The organism is Stutzerimonas kunmingensis (genome assembly GCF_021432085.1).
Classification (GTDB): Bacteria; Pseudomonadota; Gammaproteobacteria; order Pseudomonadales; family Pseudomonadaceae; genus Stutzerimonas.
In genome coordinates, this window is the sequence record NZ_CP090366.1 from 3,034,657 (window position 1) to 3,054,259 (window position 19,603).

At 63.0% G+C, this 19,603-nt stretch carries 23 protein-coding genes and 2 tRNA genes; 15 read left to right on the forward strand and 10 right to left on the reverse strand.

Features of this window, described 5'->3' with window-relative positions; translation table 11 throughout:
- The first annotated feature begins 13 nt into the window (after positions 1–13).
- Together LW136_RS14205 and LW136_RS14210 are read left to right on the forward strand one after the other, a co-directional pair.
- Positions 14–829, forward strand: a complete 816-nt coding sequence (locus LW136_RS14205; RefSeq protein ID WP_003299513.1) for a motility protein A — start codon at positions 14–16, stop codon at positions 827–829.
- On the forward strand, positions 826–1,557 hold the full coding sequence (locus LW136_RS14210; RefSeq protein WP_234173143.1) for an OmpA/MotB family protein: 732 nt from the start codon (positions 826–828) through the stop codon (positions 1,555–1,557). The genes LW136_RS14205 and LW136_RS14210 overlap by 4 nt, the downstream gene beginning before the upstream one ends.
- Before the next feature lie 4 nt (positions 1,558–1,561).
- On the opposite strand, the gene LW136_RS14215 is transcribed toward LW136_RS14210, so the two are convergent.
- Positions 1,562–2,494, reverse strand: a complete 933-nt coding sequence (locus tag LW136_RS14215) for a ZIP family metal transporter (protein ID WP_104097288.1) — start codon at positions 2,492–2,494, stop codon at positions 1,562–1,564.
- 185 nt (positions 2,495–2,679) lie between these two features.
- On the opposite strand from LW136_RS14215, the gene LW136_RS14220 reads away from it, so the two are divergent.
- From LW136_RS14220 to LW136_RS14250, 7 genes are all read left to right on the forward strand, one after another.
- Positions 2,680–3,864 carry an efflux RND transporter periplasmic adaptor subunit gene (locus tag LW136_RS14220; RefSeq protein ID WP_234173144.1) on the forward strand — a complete coding sequence of 395 codons (1,185 nt, stop codon included), beginning with the start codon at positions 2,680–2,682 and terminating at the stop codon, positions 3,862–3,864.
- Positions 3,865–3,868: 4 nt separating this feature from the next.
- Positions 3,869–5,089 carry an ABC transporter permease gene (locus LW136_RS14225; RefSeq protein WP_234173145.1) on the forward strand — a complete coding sequence of 407 codons (1,221 nt, stop codon included), beginning with the start codon at positions 3,869–3,871 and terminating at the stop codon, positions 5,087–5,089.
- A complete protein-coding gene (locus LW136_RS14230; protein WP_234173146.1) occupies positions 5,082–5,840 on the forward strand; it encodes an ABC transporter ATP-binding protein in 759 nt (252 codons plus the stop codon). Before LW136_RS14225 ends, LW136_RS14230 begins: the two co-directional genes overlap by 8 nt.
- A gap of 126 nt (positions 5,841–5,966) precedes the next feature.
- Positions 5,967–6,830, forward strand: a complete 864-nt coding sequence (locus LW136_RS14235) for an MBL fold metallo-hydrolase (RefSeq protein ID WP_125896535.1) — start codon at positions 5,967–5,969, stop codon at positions 6,828–6,830.
- A 23-nt stretch (positions 6,831–6,853) separates the two neighbouring features.
- Positions 6,854–8,602: a bifunctional protein tyrosine phosphatase family protein/NAD(P)/FAD-dependent oxidoreductase gene (locus LW136_RS14240; protein ID WP_234173147.1), complete on the forward strand. Its 1,749-nt coding sequence runs from the start codon at positions 6,854–6,856 to the stop codon at positions 8,600–8,602.
- Entirely contained in the window at positions 8,599–10,377 is a 1,779-nt protein-coding gene (locus LW136_RS14245) for a SulP family inorganic anion transporter (protein ID WP_234173148.1), read from the forward strand. The genes LW136_RS14240 and LW136_RS14245 overlap by 4 nt, the downstream gene beginning before the upstream one ends.
- The gene (locus tag LW136_RS14250; protein ID WP_230697735.1) at positions 10,374–10,754 is read left to right on the forward strand and encodes a rhodanese-like domain-containing protein; all 381 of its coding nucleotides are present in this window, start codon (positions 10,374–10,376) and stop codon (positions 10,752–10,754) included. The genes LW136_RS14245 and LW136_RS14250 overlap by 4 nt, the downstream gene beginning before the upstream one ends.
- Positions 10,755–10,827: 73 nt before the next feature.
- Here the strand turns inward: LW136_RS14250 and LW136_RS14255 are convergent, their stop codons facing one another.
- The 4 genes from LW136_RS14255 to LW136_RS14270 are packed head-to-tail and all read right to left on the reverse strand — an operon-like array spanning position 10,828 to position 12,212.
- Positions 10,828–11,028: a YgaP family membrane protein gene (locus LW136_RS14255; protein WP_003299529.1), complete on the reverse strand. Its 201-nt coding sequence runs from the start codon at positions 11,026–11,028 to the stop codon at positions 10,828–10,830.
- Between the two features lie 13 nt (positions 11,029–11,041).
- Complete coding sequence (locus tag LW136_RS14260; protein ID WP_014820815.1) at positions 11,042–11,461, reverse strand: YeeE/YedE family protein; 420 nt, start codon at positions 11,459–11,461, stop codon at positions 11,042–11,044.
- Positions 11,462–11,463: 2 nt separating this feature from the next.
- Positions 11,464–11,898, reverse strand: coding sequence for a YeeE/YedE family protein (locus LW136_RS14265; protein ID WP_234173149.1), 435 nt, complete (start codon positions 11,896–11,898; stop codon positions 11,464–11,466).
- Positions 11,895–12,212, reverse strand: coding sequence for an ArsR/SmtB family transcription factor (locus LW136_RS14270; RefSeq protein ID WP_234173150.1), 318 nt, complete (start codon positions 12,210–12,212; stop codon positions 11,895–11,897). Before LW136_RS14270 ends, LW136_RS14265 begins: the two co-directional genes overlap by 4 nt.
- Before the next feature lie 184 nt (positions 12,213–12,396).
- On the opposite strand from LW136_RS14270, the gene LW136_RS14275 reads away from it, so the two are divergent.
- A complete protein-coding gene (locus LW136_RS14275; protein ID WP_014820817.1) occupies positions 12,397–12,687 on the forward strand; it encodes a metal-sensing transcriptional repressor in 291 nt (96 codons plus the stop codon).
- A gap of 223 nt (positions 12,688–12,910) precedes the next feature.
- Here the strand turns inward: LW136_RS14275 and LW136_RS14280 are convergent.
- Together LW136_RS14280 and LW136_RS14285 are read right to left on the reverse strand one after the other, a co-directional pair.
- Positions 12,911–12,986: transfer RNA gene (locus tag LW136_RS14280), tRNA-Gly, on the reverse strand.
- A 17-nt stretch (positions 12,987–13,003) separates the two neighbouring features.
- A tRNA-Glu gene (locus tag LW136_RS14285) sits at positions 13,004–13,079 on the reverse strand.
- 216 nt (positions 13,080–13,295) lie between these two features.
- On the opposite strand from LW136_RS14285, the gene LW136_RS14290 reads away from it, so the two are divergent.
- Together LW136_RS14290 and LW136_RS14295 are read left to right on the forward strand one after the other, a co-directional pair.
- The gene (locus LW136_RS14290) at positions 13,296–14,063 is read left to right on the forward strand and encodes a hypothetical protein (RefSeq protein WP_234173151.1); all 768 of its coding nucleotides are present in this window, start codon (positions 13,296–13,298) and stop codon (positions 14,061–14,063) included.
- 36 nt (positions 14,064–14,099) lie between these two features.
- A complete protein-coding gene (locus tag LW136_RS14295) occupies positions 14,100–14,777 on the forward strand; it encodes a glutathione S-transferase family protein (protein WP_023445004.1) in 678 nt (225 codons plus the stop codon).
- 67 nt (positions 14,778–14,844) lie between these two features.
- Here the strand turns inward: LW136_RS14295 and LW136_RS14300 are convergent, their stop codons facing one another.
- The 3 genes from LW136_RS14300 to msrB form a co-directional block, all read right to left on the reverse strand.
- Positions 14,845–15,735 carry an ATP-binding protein gene (locus LW136_RS14300; protein WP_234173152.1) on the reverse strand — a complete coding sequence of 297 codons (891 nt, stop codon included), beginning with the start codon at positions 15,733–15,735 and terminating at the stop codon, positions 14,845–14,847.
- Between the two features lie 88 nt (positions 15,736–15,823).
- Positions 15,824–16,306: a glutathione peroxidase gene (locus LW136_RS14305; RefSeq protein ID WP_234173153.1), complete on the reverse strand. Its 483-nt coding sequence runs from the start codon at positions 16,304–16,306 to the stop codon at positions 15,824–15,826.
- A gap of 26 nt (positions 16,307–16,332) precedes the next feature.
- Complete coding sequence (gene msrB / locus LW136_RS14310; protein ID WP_234173154.1) at positions 16,333–16,731, reverse strand: peptide-methionine (R)-S-oxide reductase MsrB; 399 nt, start codon at positions 16,729–16,731, stop codon at positions 16,333–16,335.
- A 190-nt stretch (positions 16,732–16,921) separates the two neighbouring features.
- Between msrB and LW136_RS14315 the strand changes: the two genes are divergently transcribed.
- The 3 genes from LW136_RS14315 to htpX all read left to right on the forward strand — a co-directional run bounded on the left by LW136_RS14315 (position 16,922) and on the right by htpX (position 19,568).
- Positions 16,922–18,133, forward strand: coding sequence for a pyridoxal phosphate-dependent aminotransferase (locus LW136_RS14315; protein WP_041014431.1), 1,212 nt, complete (start codon positions 16,922–16,924; stop codon positions 18,131–18,133).
- Between the two features lie 3 nt (positions 18,134–18,136).
- Entirely contained in the window at positions 18,137–18,607 is a 471-nt protein-coding gene (locus LW136_RS14320; protein ID WP_003299546.1) for a hypothetical protein, read from the forward strand.
- Between the two features lie 88 nt (positions 18,608–18,695).
- Positions 18,696–19,568: a protease HtpX gene (gene htpX / locus LW136_RS14325; protein WP_003299548.1), complete on the forward strand. Its 873-nt coding sequence runs from the start codon at positions 18,696–18,698 to the stop codon at positions 19,566–19,568.
- The last annotated feature ends 35 nt before the right edge of the window (positions 19,569–19,603 follow it).

The following is a 19,603-nucleotide window of genomic DNA, read 5'->3' on the forward strand; positions in this document are numbered from 1 at the left end:
CAGCGGAGTTCCGATGAATCCCTCCACCCTGATCGGCATCGTCGCGAGCATCGGACTGCTCGCCGTCGTCATGCTCTTCGCCGCCAAAGAACCCGCGCTTTTCATCGACCTGCCAAGCCTCGGCATCGTACTGGTCGGCACCCTGGCGGCGACCTTTATCAGCTATCCGTTGCGCGAAGTCACCCGAGTGTTCGGGCTGATCTGGACCGTGATGCGCAACGAGCGCCTGTACACGCGGCAGGATCTCGATGAGCTGGTGCAGATCTCGCGACTGTGGATCAGCGGTGACCTACCTGCGGTGGAAAAAGCGGTCGAGCAGGTCAGCAATCCCTTTCTGCGCACCGGCGTGCAGCTGGTGATCGACAACACCCCGGAAGAAGACATCCTGGAACTTCTGCAATGGCGCATCGCACGACTGCGCGCCCGGGAGAATGCCGAGGCACAGCTGTTCCGGGCGATGTCCAACTATGCGCCGGCGTTCGGCATGATCGGCACGCTGGTCGGGCTGATCAACCTGATGTTCATGCTCGGTAGCGGCAATATGGACCTGATCGGCCGCAGCCTCGCGGTCGCGCTGATGACGACCTTCTACGGCGTGCTGCTGGCCAACCTGATCCTCAAACCAGTGGCCGTGAAGCTCGAACGGCGTACCGAGCAACGCGTGGCGCTGATGAATCTGGTGATGCAGGGCATCTCCATGATGTGCAATCGCCGCAGCCCGGCCTACATGCGCGAAACGCTCAAGTCGTTCATCGCCCACCACGACGACGAAATTCGCGACGGCAGCCCCGCCGCACCGCGCAGCGCGCCGCAGGACGAACGCACGTGAACGGCCAGGCATCGCCGGGCAGCAGCTTCTCCCGCTGGCATATCGAGCCGCAGCGAGAGGAAGAGCAGGAAGCCTGGCTGATCACCTACCTGGACATGCTCACCCTGCTGCTGGTGATGCTGGTGATCATGCTGGCGCTGGCCGGCAAGGGCGAAGGCCAGCAGAGCGAGCCCTCGATGGTAGAAGCCACGCAGCAGGCGGCTGGCGATCAGCTGGTAGCACTGCAGCCAAGCGCTTCACCCATACCATCGATCGTGCCGCTACCGGCGCCGGCGGCTGATACGCAGCAGGACGACACGAGCGAAGCGAAGCCCGATCTGGCGCTGGGCGACGACATCGAGGTCATCGTCAACGATGGCAGCATCAGCTTTCGAATCAGCAGCGAAATTCTGTTCGGCTCAGGGCGGGCGGAGCTGGAAGACGCCGGGCTGGATGTGATCGACCGATTGGTCCCGACCCTCGCCGCAGGCGGTCATCGGATCATCGTCGAGGGCCATACCGACAATCTGCCCATCCAGACCGAGCGCTTCCCGTCCAACTGGGAGCTTTCCGCCAGCCGCGCCAGCAGCGTGGTGCGCTACCTGCAGCTGACCGGCATCGAATCGACGAGGCTGAGCGCAACCGGCTACGCCGACACGCGACCGCTCGCCGACAACGGCGACGAACAGGGTCGCGCCAGCAACCGCCGCGTCGAGCTGGTCATGCAGACCGAGGCGGACAAGCCCTAACGCGTCAGCCCAGCGCGGTATCGAGGAACATCATCACCGCGAAGCCCACCATGAGGCCCAGCGTGGCGGGCGTCTGATGGCCGTTGCGGTGGGTTTCCGGGATCACCTCGTGGGATACCACGAAGATCATTGCCCCCGCGGCCAGGCCGAGGCTGATGGGATAGGCGATGGCGAAGCCGCTGGACATGCCGATACCCACCAACGCGCCGATCGGCTCCATCAGCCCGGATGCCGCGGCGACCAGCACCGAACCCAGCGCCGACAACCCGGTGGTGCGCAACGCCAGCGCGACGGCCAGGCCCTCGGGAATGTCCTGAATGGAGATCGCCGTGGTCAGCGGCAGGCCGACGCTCAGGTCGCCATTGGCGAAGCTCACACCGATGGCCATGCCTTCTGGGATGTTGTGCAGCGCAATGGCGAGCACAAACAGCCAGACCCTGTTCAGGCGTTCGCACTCGGGACCACAGGGGCCAGTGCTTTCATGCTCGTGCGGCGTGAAGTAATCCAGACCGAGCATGAGCAACACGCCAAGACCCAGGCCGACCACCACCGTCAGCGCCGCAGCCGGGCCGTTACCGAACAATTCACGCCCCGCTTCCAGCCCCGGAAGGATCAGGGAGAAAGCGCTCGCAGCGAGCATCATGCCGGCGGCAAAGCCAAGCATGCTGTCCTGGGTGCGGGTAGAAATGTCACGCAGGCCGATCGCCAGAAACGCGCCGACCGCCGTCGCTACGAAACCGGCGCTGCCGCCCAACAGCGCGTAGCGAACGTTGCCCGCCTCGCTGCTCTGCAAAGCGTTGGCGGTACCCGCCACTAGCAGTAACAGCACCGCCACTGCAGTTGCCGCAAGACCGAAGGTGATCCAGGGGTTGGCTTGCGCCTGTGCGAGCCAGGCAGCGCGCAGAGTGGCCGTCGGGCTTTGAACGGTGGACGCCATGATTTCAGAATCCTCGATGCGGGCGGCCAGTGTACTCCGCCACGCCCTGCTCCAGAGCCTATGGTCACGATAGCCGCAGACCATCGCCGACCTGCGCGCAACGCCCGCGTTGTACCCCCATGGGTATGACCGTAAGCTTGGCGGGTTCGATGGCCCGGAGGGGCCGCATTAAGGAGTGGTCCGTCGTGCCCGCTGCAAAAACCATTCGTCGCGCGCTTTTGCTGATCATCCCGGTCCTGCTGCTGGCCGGCTGGATGATCTGGCGCCAGCTTCAAGGGCCGGAACTGCCCGGTTATCGCCTGGAAACACGCCCACTGGTGCAACGCGTGGTCGCCAGTGGCGAGGTGGACAGCCAGTCGCTGGCGCAGGTCGGCAGCGAAATCACCGGAGTTGTCGCCGTGCGCCATGTGCGCGAGGGCGATGCGGTAAAGGCTGGCGATCTGTTGCTGGAGCTGCGCGACGACGAGCAGCGCGCCCGCCTGCGCGAGGCGGAAGCGGCCCTGCAGCAGCTGATCGATTCCAGCCGCCCCCAGGCACAGGCCACCCTGCGCGAGGCACAGAACAACCTCGAACAGGCCGATCGCGAACTCCAGCGCCGGGAGACACTGTTCGAACGCAAGCTCCTGGCCTCCGAGGCGCTTGAGCAGGCTCGCCGCGCAACGCTGACTGCCCGTGTGGTCCGCGATCGCGCCCGCTTCGCCGCCGCGGCCGTGGGCGAAGGCGGCAGCGAGGAACAGGTCCTGCGTCAGCGCCTGGAAGCGGCGCGCGCGAACCTGGCGAAAGCCCGCATCCACGCCCAGGTCGACGGCATCGTGCAGACGCGCGAAGTCGAACCCGGCGACCTGGTACAGCCCGGCCGCACCCTGCTGACGATCGCCCGCTCCGGCAGTAGCGAAATCCTGCTGCCTCTGGACGAAAAGAATCTGGCCCCGATCGAACTGGGCCAGGCCGCCAGGATCATCGCCGATGCCTACCCGGATCGCGTGCTGCCGGCACGCGTCAGCTTCATCGCGCCGAGCGTCGATACCGCCCGTGGGACCATCGATGTCCATCTCGACCTGCTGGAGCCAGCCGACTTCCTGCGTCAGGGTATGACCGTCTCGGTGAACATCGAGACCGGCCGACGCGAGCAAGCCCTGGTATTGCCCAACGATGCGCTGCGCGCCCGCGACGGAACACGTGCGCAGGTATTGCGCGTCAATGACGGCGTGGTGGAGCGGGTCGGCGTGCGTCTGGGGATGCTCGGCACCGCACTGAGCGAAGTCAGTGAAGGGCTGGCGGCAGGTGATTTGGTGTTGATCGGCGACGCCGAGGAAGGCCAGCGCGTACGCGTGCGTGAGCAAGCGATTCCAACCGGCATTCAGGACTGACTGCATGCGCCTGGCCGACTCGCTGTGGACCGAATGGAAGATCGCCCTGCGCTTCTTGCTGGACAACCGCATGCAGACGTTGCTGATCATGTTCGGTATCGCCGTCGGCTCGGCGGTGATCGTGTTCATCACGGCACTGATCACCGGCCTGCAGGCCAATGTGGTCGAGCGCACCCTGGGCACCCAGGCGCATATCCGCATCCTGCCGCCGGACGAGGTCAACCGCATTCTGCCCGCCGATGACCACAGCTGGCCGCTGGTGCTGGAGAGCCCGCGGGCCCAGCGCCTGCGCTCGATCATCAACTGGCAGGACGTACGCGACGTGCTCGACCAGGACGCACAGATCCTCGCGGTGTCGCCGGTGATCAGCGGCCCGGCCATCGCCCGACGCGGCGTGGCCCGCGCCTCGGTGGCGCTGCTCGGCATCGACCCGCCGCGCTATCAGCGCATCATCCCGCTGGCAGACGACCTGATCGCCGGGCAGTTCACCGTGGGCGCCGGCCACGCGGTTATCGGCAAGGAACTGGCACGCGACCTCGGCCTGGGCATCGGGGACAAGCTGCGTTTGGACGCCGGCGAAGGCCGCGAGGCAGTCGTCGATATCGCCGGTATCTTCGAGCTGGGCGTACGCGAGCTGGATGCGCGCTACGTGTACCTGGACCTGAAACAGGCGCAGACACTGCTCGACCTGCCCGGCGGCGTCACGGTGATCGATACCACGGTCGCCGAGATCTTCGAGGCCGATCAGGTCGCCGCGCGCCTCGCACGCCTTACCGGGCTGCGTGCCGAAAGCTGGATGGAAACCAACGGACAACTGCTCAATGCGCTCGCCTCGCAGAGCATGACCACGGAGATGATCCGTGTATTCGTCGGTATCTCTGTGGCCTTTGGCATCGCCAGCGTGCTCGCCGTGAGCGTCGTCCAGCGCACCCGCGAGATCGGCATCCTGCGCGCCATGGGCAGCCCGCGCGGGCAGATCCTGCGCGTGTTCCTGCTGCAGGGCGGGCTGCTCGGGCTGCTAGGTTCGGCCTGCGGCGGAGGCGTCGGCTGGGGCCTGGTGCAGGTTTTCAATCTGTTTGGCCCGCGGCTGTTCACCATTCCGGTCGATCCGACGCTGGTGCCGCTGGCCATGCTGGTAGCGACAATCACCGGCGTGCTGGCGGCGGCGATGCCGGCGCGGCGTGCGGCGCGCTACGACCCTGCGGTGGCGATTCGATATGTCTGAAACCCTGTCAGCCAGCCCGGCCAATGACGTCCTGCGCCTGGAACAGGTACGCAAGGCCTTCAACATAGGCACACCACTGGAAACCGAGGTGCTGCACGGTATCGACCTGCGCCTGAACCGCGGCGAGCTGGCCGCGCTGATCGGCCCGTCCGGCTCAGGTAAGAGCACTTTGCTTAACCTGATCGGCCTGCTCGATACGCCCAGCTCCGGCGAACTGTACGTGCTCGGCCAGGCGACACGCGACAGCGACGACGAAGCGCGCACGCACCTGCGCAACCAGGCAATCGGTTTCGTGTTCCAGTTTCACCACCTGATTTCGGCATTCAGCGTGCTGGAGAACGTGCTGATGCCGCTGATGATTCGCCACGGCAAGCCGTCACACGCGGATATCGACCTGGCTCGCGGCCTGCTCGACGAAGTCGGACTGGCGCAGTTCGCCGACAAGAAGCCGACGCAGATCTCCGGCGGCCAGCAGCAACGAGTTGCCATCGCCCGGGCGCTGGTGACCCGCCCGCCTCTGTTGCTGGCCGACGAGCCGACCGGCAACCTCGATACCCGCACCGCTCAAAGCGTGTTCGAGCTATTTCATCGCATCAATGCCCAGTTCGGCTGCGCAATACTGGTGGTGACCCATGATCCACGGCTTGCGGCCGATTGCGGGCGGACCATACAGCTGGTCGATGGCCATATCGTCAGTGACGCTGCCAATCCGCCAGTCGCTGACCCGACAGCCGCGGCGCCCCTTCCATAGCGGGTCGCGGCGAATGTCCCGCCACCAGCTAATAACTATTAAGTCTAAGCATATAACCTAAATCAGGGCTAACATCACTCCACATGCATACCCCCACCGGTATTAATCTTGGAGAGGAGCGCGTCCATGAATGCCCATATCGAACCCTTCTTCGATCCCGCGACTTTCACCTACAGCTACGTGGTCAGCGATCCGCAGACACGCCAATGCGCGGTGATCGATTCGGTGCTGGACTACGATCCGGCATCCGGCCGTACCTCCCATGCTACCGCCCAGCGTCTGGTCGACTATGTACGCGAGCAGGACCTCAAGGTGCAGTGGCTGCTGGAAACCCACGTGCACGCCGACCATCTGAGCGCCGCGCCGTACCTCAGGCAGCAACTAGGTGGTCAGCTGGCGATCGGTGATCGCATCACCGTGGTGCAGGACACCTTCGGCAAGCTGTTCAACGCCGGTACCGGCTTTGCGACCGATGGCCGCCAGTTCGACCACCTGTTCCACGATGGCGATACCTTCCAGGTCGGCAACATCCAGGCGCGCGCCATCCATACCCCGGGCCACACCCCGGCCTGCATGACCTATGTCATCGGTGATGCGGCGTTCGTCGGCGACACGCTGTTCATGCCCGATTACGGCACTGCCCGTTGCGATTTCCCGGGCGGCGACGCGCGCACGCTGTACCAGTCCATCCAGAAGCTGTTCGCCCTGCCGGGCGACACACGGGTATTCATGTGCCACGACTACAAGGCGCCCGGCCGTGAAGAGTTCCTCCATGAAACGACCATCGCCGCCGAACGCGAACACAACGTGCACGTGCACGCCGGCATCAGCGAGGACCAGTTCGTCTCCATGCGCACGGCACGGGATGCCACGCTGGGCATGCCTACGCTGATCCTGCCCTCTGTGCAGATCAACATGCGCGGCGGCGAGCTGCCCGAGCCGGAAAGCAACGGCACGCGCTACCTGAAGATCCCCCTGGACGTGCTGTAGCCCCAAGCGTGGAGGACGTCGACATGCAAACAATAAAACGACTGACCCCTTTCATCTCCGTCGCTGCCCAGTTGCAACCGGCGGACATGGCGCTGCTGGCCGGCAGCGGATTTCGCTGCGTCATCAACAACCGCCCGGACAACGAGGACGAAGGCCAGCCGTCCAGCGAGGCCATGCGCACCGCCGCCGAGGCGTCCGGCCTTGAGTACCATCATCTACCGGTCGTATCCGGGCAGATCACTGATGCCGACGTCGCGGCCTTCCGAGCGCTACTGGCGCGGATCAAGGGGCCAGCACTGGCGTTCTGTCGCACCGGGACACGCTCGGCCTCGCTCTGGGCACTGGCCGAGGCCCATCACCTCGACCCGCAGGTGTTGCTGCAGACAGCCCAGCAAGCCAGTTACGACCTCAGCGGCCTGCTGCCACGCATGCAGGGTTACTGGCAGTCGACAACCGATCTGCCGCTGCCGGGCGCTTCGAAATTCGCCGTCACGCCGCGCTACGACGTCCTGGTGATTGGCGGCGGCGCGGCCGGCGGCGCCGTGACAGCCAGTTTGCTCAAGCGCGACCCCGAACTGCGCGTCGCAATCATCGAACCCCGTGAACAGCACTACTATCAGCCCGGCTGGACGCTGGTAGGCGCCGGCGTGTTCGACCGCGCCGCCACCGAGCGCGCGATGAGTCGCTGCATTCCGTCCAAGGCGCAATGGATCCGCGCGGCTGCCGAAGCCTTCGAGCCGGAGCACCAGCAAGTGGTGCTCGAAGACGGCAGTCGCATCGGCTATCGGGCGCTGGTGGTCTGCCCGGGCCTGAGCCTCGACTGGGACGCCATCGAAGGCGCCCGCGACAGCCTCGGCAAGTTCGGCGTGACCTCGAATTACGCCTTCGAACTGGCGCCCTACACCTGGCAACTGGTGCAGAACCTGCGCGGCGGCAAGGCGCTATTCACCCAGCCACCCATGCCGATCAAGTGCGCCGGAGCACCGCAGAAGGCGATGTACCTGTCCTGCGATCACTGGCGCCAGCAAGGCGTGCTGAAGGATATCGAGGTCGACTTCTGTTCGGCTGGCGCGGTGCTGTTCGGCGTCGCAGACTTCGTGCCCGCGCTGATGCAGTACGTCGAGCGCTACGGCGCGCGGCTGAACTTCAACCACAATCTGGTGGCTGTCGACGGACCGGCGCGCAAGGCCTGGTTCAAGGTGACCGACAGCGCCGGGCAAAGTACCACGGTGGAGCGTGAGTTCGATCTGCTGCACATGGTGCCACCGCAGCACGCACCGGACTTCATTCGCCACAGCGCCCTGGCCAACGCCGACGGCTGGTTCGAGGCCGAGCACGAGACGCTGCGACATCCGCGCTTCGGCAACGTTTTCAGCCTCGGCGATGTGTGTTCCGCGCCCAACGCCAAGACCGCCGCAGCGGTGCGCAAACAAGCACCGGTGGTCGCCGAAAACGTGCTGAGTGTGCTCAAGGGCAGCGGCCCGCGGGCGATCTACGATGGTTACGGCTCCTGCCCGCTGACCGTCGAGCACGGCAAGGTGATCCTCGCCGAGTTCGGCTATGGCGGAAAGCTGCTGCCGACGTTCCCGCTCGACCCGAAAGTGCCGCGCCGCCTGGCCTGGAAGCTGAAGACCCAATGGATGCCGTCGATCTACTTCGAGATGATGCTCAAGGGCCATGAATGGCTGGCCGAGCCGAAGCATCTGGACTTCGAACCGCGCCCGGCCGAGGCACCCGACGCTTGCGACTTCACCCAGGAGAAGAAGGGATGAAGCAGCGCTTGGCCCGCTACATGCCCATATTGGAGTGGGTCAGGCACTATGATCGCGCGGCCGCGGCCAAGGACAGCCTGGCCGCGCTGATCGTAACGCTGATGCTGATCCCGCAGAGCCTCGCCTACGCCATGCTCGCCGGCCTGCCGCCAGTGACCGGCCTGTACGCCAGTATGCTGCCGCTGATCGCCTATACCCTGTTCGGCACCAGTCGCACCCTGGCAGTCGGCCCGGTGGCAGTGGTATCGCTGATGACTGCGGCCGCCTTGGGACCGTTGTTCGCCCCGGGTAGCGCGGAATATGCGGGCGCGGCCATGCTGCTGGCGCTGCTCTCCGGCGCGGTGCTGCTGCTCATGGCCATGCTGCGCCTGGGCTTTCTGGCGAATTTCCTCAGCCATCCGGTGATTTCCGGCTTCATCAGCGCTTCGGGCATCCTCATCGCTCTCGGCCAGCTCAAGCACATCCTCGGCATCTCAACCGGAGGTGAAAACGCCGTGGAGCTGGTTTGGGGCCTGCTCGGAGCATTGTCGCAAATGCATCTGCCGACATTCATCGTCGGCACGACGAGCCTGCTATTTCTCTACCTGGTGCGCAGCCGCCTCTCCACTTGGCTGCAGCGTTTGGGTATGAGTCCGCATATCGCCGGCACGCTGAGCAAGATCGGGCCGGTCGCTGCCTTGCTGCTGGCGATAGCGGCGGTCAGCGTCTTTCAGCTCGCCGATGCCGGCGTGCGGGTAGTCGGTGCGGTGCCTGGCGGCCTACCCAGCATGAGGCTGCCGACGCTGGATATGACGCTAGCACTGCAACTGCTGCCTGCGGCGGTGCTGATCAGCCTGGTCGGCTTCGTCGAGTCGGTTTCCGTGGCGCAGACCCTGGCGGCCAAGCGCCGCGAACGCATCGAGCCTAACCAGGAACTGGTCGCGCTTGGCGGCGCCAATGTCGCCGCGGCCGTCAGTGGTGGCTTTCCGGTAACCGGCGGCTTCGCCCGCTCGGTGGTCAACTTCGATGCTGGCGCACAGACGCCGCTGGCTGGTGCGCTGACCGCAGTGGGCATCGGCCTCACCGTGCTGCTGTTCACGCCACTGGTCCGCAATCTGCCACACGCGGTACTGGCCGCGACGATCATTGTCGCTGTGCTCAGCCTGGTGGACCTCTCCGCCCTGCGCCGCACCTGGCGCTACTCCCGACAGGACGCAGCGGCCATGGCTGCCACCATGCTCGGTGTGCTGCTGATCGGCGTGGAGAGCGGCATCCTGCTCGGTGTCGGCCTATCGCTGTTGCTGTTTCTCTGGCGCACCAGCCAGCCGCATATTGCCGTGGTCGGCCAGCTGCCGGGTAGCGAGCATTTCCGCAACATCGAGCGCTTCGCCGTAATACAGAGCCCGAGGGTGCTCTCGGTGCGCGTCGACGAGAGCCTGTATTTCCCCAATGCGCGCTTCCTCGAAGACCGCGTCGCCGAGCTGATCGGGCGCTATCCGCAGGCCGAGCACCTGGTGCTGATGTGCCCAGGCGTGAACCTGATCGACGCCAGCGCCCTGGAGAGTCTTGAGGCCATCACGGCCCGCCTGCACACCGCAGGCATCCAGCTCCATCTTTCCGAGGTCAAGGGGCCGGTCATGGACCGATTACGGAACACTGATTTCCTCGCTCATTTGGGCGGTCAGATTTTCATCAGCCAGTACGAAGCGCTGCTCGCACTGGACCCGGACACCACCCACCATGCCCGTGAACGGCAGCGTGAATGTTTTGGCAACATCAAGGAGAACGCAGGATGAAGAACGCACATGACCTCGTCGAACTGGCCCGGGCCCACGTACAGGAAGTCGCAGTCGCGGATGCCGACGCCGCGATCCAGGCAGCGGACGTGCTGATCGACGTGCGCGAGGCGGATGAGTTTCGTGAAGGCCATATCGCCGGCGCCCTCAACATTCCGCGGGGGCTGCTGGAGTTCAAGCTCAGCGGCACACCGGAACTCGCCGCGCGCGACATGAGCATCGTGCTCTATTGCAAGACCAGCGGTCGCGCCGCACTGTCCGCAGCAGCGCTGCAGGACATGGGCTACCTGCATGTCCAGTCGATCGCCGGCGGGTTCGACGCCTGGGTCGGCGCGAACAAGCCCGTTGTGAAGCCGAGCCTGCCCAGTTTCGAATAGCCGGACCGCAGCGCGCAGACAAAAAAAGGCCGACACCGATGTCGGCCTTTTTGCTGTGGAGCCTCGCAGACTCTCAGGACTTGGAATCGCACGCCTTGCAAGTCTTGATACCAAGCAGCGTATACGCTGGGCAGAAACGGAAGATGCCAGTCGCCAGCGGCAACAGACCGATCCAGCCCCAGGCACCGATCACGCCGCCCAGGCTCAGACCGATAAGCACCAAGCCGACAACGATGCGCAGTGCCCGATCAATGGTTCCAACGTTGACTTTCATAAAGACCTCCCGGTCAGCAAGCGCGCCGGCGTTCCAGCGCGGAGAACAACAGCATTCCGCCAAGCATGGCGAGAACGAAAAGCACGACCTGCCAGTGCCCGCCGAGCAGCATGGCGATGGCCGGGCCCGGACAGATGCCAGCGATTCCCCAGCCCACACCGAACAGCAGACTGCCACCGATCAGCCTGCCATCCAGCTCGCGCTTGGTTGGCAGCTGCATCGGCGCATCGAGCAAAGAGCGCTCGTGTTTCCTCGCCCAGGTGAAAGGCACCAGCGCCGTAGCGATGGCACCGACCATCACCAGCGCCAACGAGGGATCCCAGGCGCCCGCCAGATCAAGGAAACCGATGACCTTGGCCGGGTTGGCCATTCCGGAAAGCAGCAGCCCCAGCCCGAATAGCAGACCAGCAGCAAACGAAGTCAACTTGCGCATGCTCAGCCCCCCGACAGATGACGTAGTACATAGACCGTGGCGAAGCCGGCGACCATGAATGCCACGGTCGCCACGATGGAGCGCGGTGACAGTCGCGAGATCCCGCAGACTCCATGCCCACTGGTGCAACCGGAGCCGTAGCGAGTACCGACGCCGACCAACATCCCGGCCACCAGCAAACCGATCCAGCCGGACTGAAACTCCATCGCTGGCAGGGTGCCAAACAGCATCCAAAGGAGCGGCGCGAGCAGGATGCCGAGCAGAAACAACAGTTTTTCGCTTCGCCCCTCGCCCCCAGTTTCCAGCAGGCTGGCAAGCAGCCCGCTGATCCCGGCGATTCGGCCATTGAGCAGGACGAACAAGCTGGCCGCGGCACCAATGAGGACACCACCAGCCAACGCCGCCCAAGGTGTGAAATTGATCCAATCGATGGTCATTGCTTGCCCCCTTCGCAGAACAGCTGATAAAGCGTCGTGATCACCGCCAATGCTTCAGCGCTGCTGATCCGGTAGTAGACCTGCTTACCTTCGCGGCGCGTTGCAACAAGCCCCTCCCGGCGCAATACGGCGAGCTGCTGCGACAGCGTCGGCTGCTGAATGCCCAGCAGCTGTTCCAGCTCGGAGACGTTGCGCTCGCCCAGCGACAACTGGCAAAGCACCAACAGGCGGTCAGGGTTGGCCAAAGCCTTCAGCAAAGCCCCCGCGGACGCCGCATTGGCGCGCAGTTGCTCGATATCCAGATCGGCAGTCATAGGTCAGCGATCAAACATTTAAGATGATGACAATATATTTTTTTATATATTGTTTGGCAAGCCCTGACCGAAAGAAGTTGGCCGCCAGCGGCGGCGTCGCTAGCATGCCCCTACCCGTATATGAGCCGCGACCCTAAATCGGAATCTTCGCAGGCTCTCCATCCAGTCATGTCGAGGTAGCCGCATGAATGACCAGACCCTCCCCGTGGAATCCGCAGAGATGCAGGCCCAGCAGCAGGCCATGCTGAAACGTTTAGCGAGAGTCGAGGGGCAGGTGCGCGGCATCCAGGCAATGATCAAGCGAGGCGAAGATTGCGAAGCCATCGCTCAGCAGTTTTCCGCTGCTCGTAGCGCGCTGGACAAAGCCTACCGACTGATGCTGACCTGCCTGATCGAAGAGGCGCTGCACGACCAGACGCAAGATACAGGCGAGACCCTGGAACGGGTGCGCAGCATCTTCACCAAATACACCTGAGGGGACGCCACCACCTTGAGTCTCCTCCGGCAGCCCCGCCGCGCGATGCAGTAGGCTGACCTGAGGTAGCGGACGGCGCCAGCGCATGGCAAGCCACGCAGGCACTGGCCATAAACATCAGCAGGCGCTGAGATCTGAAAGGGATCGACTGAAACGAAAAAAGCGACCCTAAGGTCGCTTTTTTCTTTCTTCAATCACCTTGATAAGGCCACCGAAGAGAATTTGGAGCGGGAAACGAGACTCGAACTCGCGACCCCGACCTTGGCAAGGTCGTGCTCTACCAACTGAGCTATTCCCGCGTTGTCTACAATAAATATGGCGTCCCCTAGGGGACTCGAACCCCTGTTACCGCCGTGAAAGGGCGGTGTCCTAGGCCACTAGACGAAGGGGACGTTGCCCGGAAACCACAAGCTTCATTCCGGCTTGCAGCGCTCTGTTTGGTGCTTCACGCTGCAAGTGGCGCGCATTCTATGGAGGCCCTCGGGAGTCGTCAAGCATAGTTTTAAAAAAAATTTGAAGGCCATATCCGGGCAGCACGCAGAGCTATCGGCCACATCATCAAGCCACTACACTCAGCGAAAGACCAGCGGCTCAAGAGGTGCAGTCAAGTGTCTCCATTAATGATCACTGGGTTGATCCTGGCCGGTGTGTTCCTGCTGGTCGGCATCGTCTACACCATTCAGATCGTCGAAAAAGGCAATCTGGAAAAGGCCCGTAAGCGGGCTGACCTCACTGACCGCTGCCGCCGCTGCGCGGAACTGTCCGACGGACTCCCGGGACAGATGATGACACCCGCGCTGAAGCTATTGCTGACCCGCCTCGAACTTGCGCTGAGCGAACGCCTGCGGCCGGTGGACAAGGGCAATGACAAACTGAGCGCGCGAATGCAGACGCTGCAGGCCGAGCTGGCCAAGGGCGAAGCGATCGAGATGCGCAATGCTCCGCGGCAGATCGTGACGGAAGCACAGGCCAAGGAAAGCCGCTTCATGCTCGAAGATCTCCACGCCCAGATCGTTCGCGCCACCAAGGACGGCCTGATCGATCAGGCCGAAGCCAAACGCTGGGTGCAGGACATCCAACGCATGCTGGCTATCCTGCACATCGAGTTCTTCACCGGCTTGGGCAAACTTGCGCTGCAACAGAACCAGCCGCAACGCGCACGCCTGGCCTTCGAACGAGGCATTCAGCATATTCGCCGCCAGCCTGCACCGGCGCCTTATCAGAGCCAGCTCAAACAGCTGGAAGCCCTCCTCGCACATGCCGACGCTTTGGTGTTGAAGAACGAGGTGCCCAAGACAGACGAGCCCAACGAGCTCGCCGAAGGCATGAAGGCGTTCGATGACGAAGATCTCTGGAAGAAAAACAACGTCTATTGATAGCTCATCAGCCCTGATCTGCTACGGAGAAATCCCATGACCTTGACCGTGTATGGCGTTCCCCTCTCACCGTTCGTGCGCAAGGTGCGCCTGTGCCTCAGGCAAAAGGGGCTCGATTATCAGCTAGAGACGGTCATGCCCTTCACGCCTCCGCAATGGTACCTGGCCATCAATCCACTGGGACGCATCCCGGCGCTCAAGGACGGCGACTGCACCCTCGCTGACTCCAGCGTGATCTGCCAGTACCTCGAGGAGGCCTATCCCGATACGCCTGCCCTTTACGCTAGCAACGCGCAGGAACGCGGGCGGGTCCGCTGGCTGGAAAAGTACGCAGACTACGAGTTGGCACCTCTGGCCACCTTTACCGTTTTCCGCAACCGCATCCTTAAGCCGACCGCCGGTCAAGCCTGCAATGAAGAGGCAGTGCAGGCCGCGCTGAAGCAGAAGCTACCGCCGCATTTCGATTACCTTGAGCAGCAACTCGCCCAGCGGGAGTTCCTCGTCGGCAACCAACTGTCGATGGCGGACATCGCCGTCGCCTGCCAACTGATCAACATGGCGCACGGTGGCGAACAGCTCGACGCGCAGCGCTGGCCCGACCTCGCAGCACATCATGCACGCATGCTGGCATTGCCATCGGTCGCGGGCATCCTGCCGGACGAGCAGCGCATGAACGCCAAGCTCAAGGAAATGGGCAAGGCAGCTACCGCCTGAGTTCCGATCACGCCCGCGGTGAGGTCACGCAGCAGGCTGCCTTGACGCGTTATCTCAGCAGATACGTTCAGGCTCGCGCTTCGAGCAGACGCTTACCCACCCACTGCCGAGCGTATTGGTAGGCGCAGCGACCGTTGCGGTTGCCGCGCCCGGTCGCCCAACGAATCGCATCCTTCTCCAGGGCTTCGCTCCACTCCCAATCGAGGCTGGCCCGCCGCGCCAACGAATCGATCCAGTGGCGTACCACACTGAGGTAGTGCTGCTGGGTGAAGGGGTAGAACGACAGCCACAAACCGAAGCGATCGGACAACGCGATCTTGTCTTCCACCGCTTCGTTCGGGTGCAGTTCGCCGTCGACCATCTGCCAGTTCTCGTTGTCACTCTGGCGTTCCGGGACCAGGTGCCGGCGATTGGACGTGGCGTACAACAGCACGTTCTCCGGCGCGCGCTCCAGCGAGCCATCCAGCACACTCTTGAGCACGCGATAGTCGCCCTCTCCCGCCTCGAACGACAGGTCGTCACAGAACAGAACGAATGCCTGTTGTAACCCGGCCAACAGTTCGACAACGCGTGGCAGGTCCGCCAGATGGTCACGCTCGATTTCGATCAGACGCAGCCCATCCGCGGCGTATTCGGCCAGCAACGCGCGAATCAACGACGACTTGCCGGTGCCACGGGCGCCCCACAACAGCACGTGGTTGGCCGGCAATCCATCGACGAACTGGCGCGTGTTGGCGGACAGCAGATCGCGCTGGCGATCAATGCCGATCAGATCAGCCAGACTCAGATCCAAGCTGACTTCCAGCGGTGCCAGAAAGCCGCTGCGAGCATCACGCTGCCAGCGCGCCGCAAAGGTACGATCCCAATCGATGACCGCTGGCTGGGCAGGTAGCAGCGGCTCGATACGCGCCAGCAGTCCCTCGGCACGCTGCAGGAAGGCTTTCAACTCGACATCCATGATGACTCCAGAGACGAAAAGGCCCGGCTGAACCGGACCCGACAACAGGCAATCAGGCAGGCGAAACGCAACCTCACTTAAGCAGCAGTCAAAGCAATGTCTCGATTTCCGCGGCCATTGCCTCCGGCGTGGTGCGAGAGGAAAAACGCCTCACCGCCCTACCCTGGTCAGAGATGAGAAACTTGGTGAAATTCCACTTGATCGCCTTGCTACCCAACAGCCCAGGTGCGCGCTTTTTCAATTCAATGAAGAGCGGATGAGCATCCCCACCGTTCACCTCGACTTTGGCAAACAGGGGAAAGGAAACGCCGAAACGGCGTTCGCAGAATGCTGCGATGTCCTGCTCGCCGTCTGGCTCCTGCTTGCCGAACTGGTTACAGGGAAATCCGAGCACGATCAATCCGCGCCCGCCGTAACGCTGCCACAACGCTTCCAACCCCTTGTATTGCGGGGTAAAACCACACTGACTGGCCGTATTGACCACCAGCAGCACCTTTGCATCGAAATCCGCGAGCCTCTTCTGCTCGCCCTCGATGGTGACGCAGGGAATGTCCAGCATAGGATCGTGCATGCGAGGCTCCTTGCAACCGACGATGCTCAGGCTTCGCGCGGTTTCAGGTTGAGAGAGGCGGAATTGATGCAGTAGCGCAACCCGGTCGGCTGCGGGCCATCGGGAAAAACATGACCGAGGTGAGCATCGCAGCGTGCGCACCTGACCTCGATCCGGTGCATACCGTGACTGAAATCATCCAGGCTGGCGATAGCGGTATCACTGACCGGCTGGAAATAGCTGGGCCAGCCACAGCCGGAATCGAACTTAGCATCCGCATCGAACAGTGGCGTGTCGCAGCAGGCGCAATGGTAGATGCCAGGTGTCTTCGTGTCGTTGTACTTACCCGTGAAGGGACGCTCGGTGGCGCGCAGCCGGCATATCTGGAACTGCTCATCGGAGAGTTCCTCGCGCCAGACGTCGAGCGGTTTTTCCAGCTTGTCCATCGATACACTCCTCAGCTCAAAAAAGGCCGATCTGTACCTTTTCCGGTGGTCGGGGCGCACGTATCATGCGTCCCTCTTCGACGCCTAGTCTGGCAGCGGGGTTTCCGACTGCCAAGGCGCCCGGGTTCATGCCAAGCGCGGCCAGCCATTTTCGGAACTGGCGCGTTTTCACTTCGGGACACTCAGGATCATGCAGGTCAGCAAATCGAACAAGCTTGCCAATGTCTGTTACGACATCCGCGGGCCCGTGCTCAAGCACGCCAAACGCCTGGAAGAGGAAGGCCATCGCATCCTCAAGCTGAACATCGGCAACCCGGCGCCGTTCGGTTTCGAAGCACCGGAGGAAATCCTCCAGGACGTGATCCGCAACCTGCCCACTGCCCAGGGCTACAGCGACTCCAAAGGCCTGTTCAGCGCCCGTAAGGCGATCATGCAGTACTACCAGCAGAAGCAGGTTGAAGGCGTCGGCATCGAAGACATCTACCTCGGCAACGGTGTGTCCGAGCTGATCGTCATGTCCATGCAGGCATTGCTGAACAATGGCGATGAAGTGCTGATCCCTGCCCCGGATTACCCGCTGTGGACCGCTGCGGTGAGCCTGGCCGGCGGCAAGCCGGTGCACTACCTTTGCGACGAGCAGGCCAACTGGTGGCCGGACCTGGCCGATATCAAGGCCAAGATCACGTCTAACACCAAGGCATTAGTGCTGATCAACCCGAACAACCCCACCGGCGCGGTCTACCCCAAGGAAGTGCTCGAAGGCATGGTCGAGCTGGCGCGCCAGCACAAGCTCGTTCTGTTCTCCGACGAAATCTACGACAAGATCCTCTACGACGACGCCGTACACATCTCCACCGCTTCGCTGGCGCCGGACGTGCTCTGCCTGACCTTCAACGGGCTGTCCAAATCCTACCGGGTTGCCGGCTTCCGTTCGGGCTGGGTGGCGATTTCCGGGCCGAAGCACAAGGCGCAGAGCTACATCGAAGGCCTGGATATACTCGCCAACATGCGCCTGTGCGCCAACGTACCGTCGCAGCATGCGATTCAGACTGCACTGGGCGGCTACCAGAGCATCAATGACCTGGTATTACCGCCGGGCCGCCTGCTCGAGCAGCGTAACCGTACCTGGGAGTTGCTCAACGACATCCCGGGCATCAGCTGCGTCAAACCCATGGGCGCGCTGTATGCGTTCCCGCGCATTGACCCGAAGATCTGCCCGATCCACAACGACGAGAAGTTCGTGCTTGACCTGCTGCTTTCCGAGAAGCTGCTGATCGTTCAAGGCACTGCATTCAACTGGCCATGGCCGGATCATTTTCGCGTGGTCACCCTGCCCCGCGTCGACGATCTGGAGCAGGCCATCGGCCGCATCGGCAACTTCCTCAAGACCTACCACCAGTAAGCGATGGACCTGCAGATCGACGACTTCTACAAGGACGCGGCGGGCGGCCTGCTGATGCTCTATCAGGCCTTCCCACGCAAGGTCTCGCTGTATGTAGAAGATCTGATCGGCCGGGAAGAGCCGGATGAGTTCGGCCTTCCCTCCAAACGCCACCAGAGCTGCCTGGGTGCTCTGCTCTGGCTCGCCGAGGAGGGCTATCTGCGTTACGAGAGCACCATTCATTTCCAGGCGCTGGACCAGGCGGTGCTTACCGAAAAAGGCTTCGTGCGCCTGTCACGAGCGGTGCCTGGACAGATCGCCGACGACCTCAGCCTCCCTCCCAGCGTGCTGCGCATTCAGGCCAGCCTCGCCCATCAGCTTCGCGAGGCATTGAAGCGCGCGAACAGCGAGCGCATCGCTCAGCTGGCCCGATTGATGTTCGAAAGCCAGTCCGGCGCACCACTGCATCCCAGCCTCCATGGGCAAGCGACATAGCTTGAAATAGTCGCCCGGTTGAATAGCTCAGGGGCGCACCTTATATAGCCTATCGTTCTTCAATTCCTACCCTGGAGTCTGCCGCAACATGATGCGCATTTTCTTGTTCCTGGCCACCAACCTTGCGGTACTGGTCATCGCCAGCATCACCCTTAAGCTGCTCGGGGTCGATCGCTATACCGGCCAGAACTACGGCAGCCTGCTGGTCTTCTGTGCGGTTTTCGGCTTCGCGGGCTCGCTCATTTCGCTTTTCATATCCAAATGGATGGCGAAGATGAGTACGCGTACGGAAATCATCAGCCAGCCGCGCACCCGTCACGAGCAGTGGCTGCTGCAGACAGTCGAGCAGCTGTCGCGCGACGCCGGCATCAAAATGCCCGAAGTCGGCATTTTCCCGGCCTACGAGGCCAACGCCTTTGCCACCGGCTGGAACCGCAACGACGCACTGGTGGCGGTCAGCCAGGGACTGCTCGAGCGCTTCTCGCCGGATGAAGTGAAAGCGGTGCTTGCCCACGAGATCGGCCACGTGGCCAACGGCGACATGGTGACCCTGGCGCTGATCCAGGGTGTGGTAAACACCTTCGTCATGTTCTTCGCACGTATCTTCGGCAACTTCGTCGACAAGGCGATCCTGAAAAACGAGGACGGCCACGGCATCGGCTACTTCGTCGCGACGATCTTTGCCGAACTGGTACTGGGCCTGCTCGCCAGCATTATCGTCATGTGGTTCTCGCGCAAACGCGAGTACCGTGCCGACGAGGCCGGTGCCCAACTGGCCGGCACCAGCGCCATGATTGGCGCCCTGCAGCGCCTGCGTGCCGAACAGGGCATGCCGGTTCACATGCCCGACACGCTCAAGGCATTCGGCATCAACGGTTCGCTGAAGCATGGCCTCGCCGGGCTGTTCATGACCCACCCGCCGCTGGAAGACCGCATCGAAGCGCTGCGCCAGCGCGGCTAATTGCACTGAACGCAACAGGGGCGACGCAAGTCGCC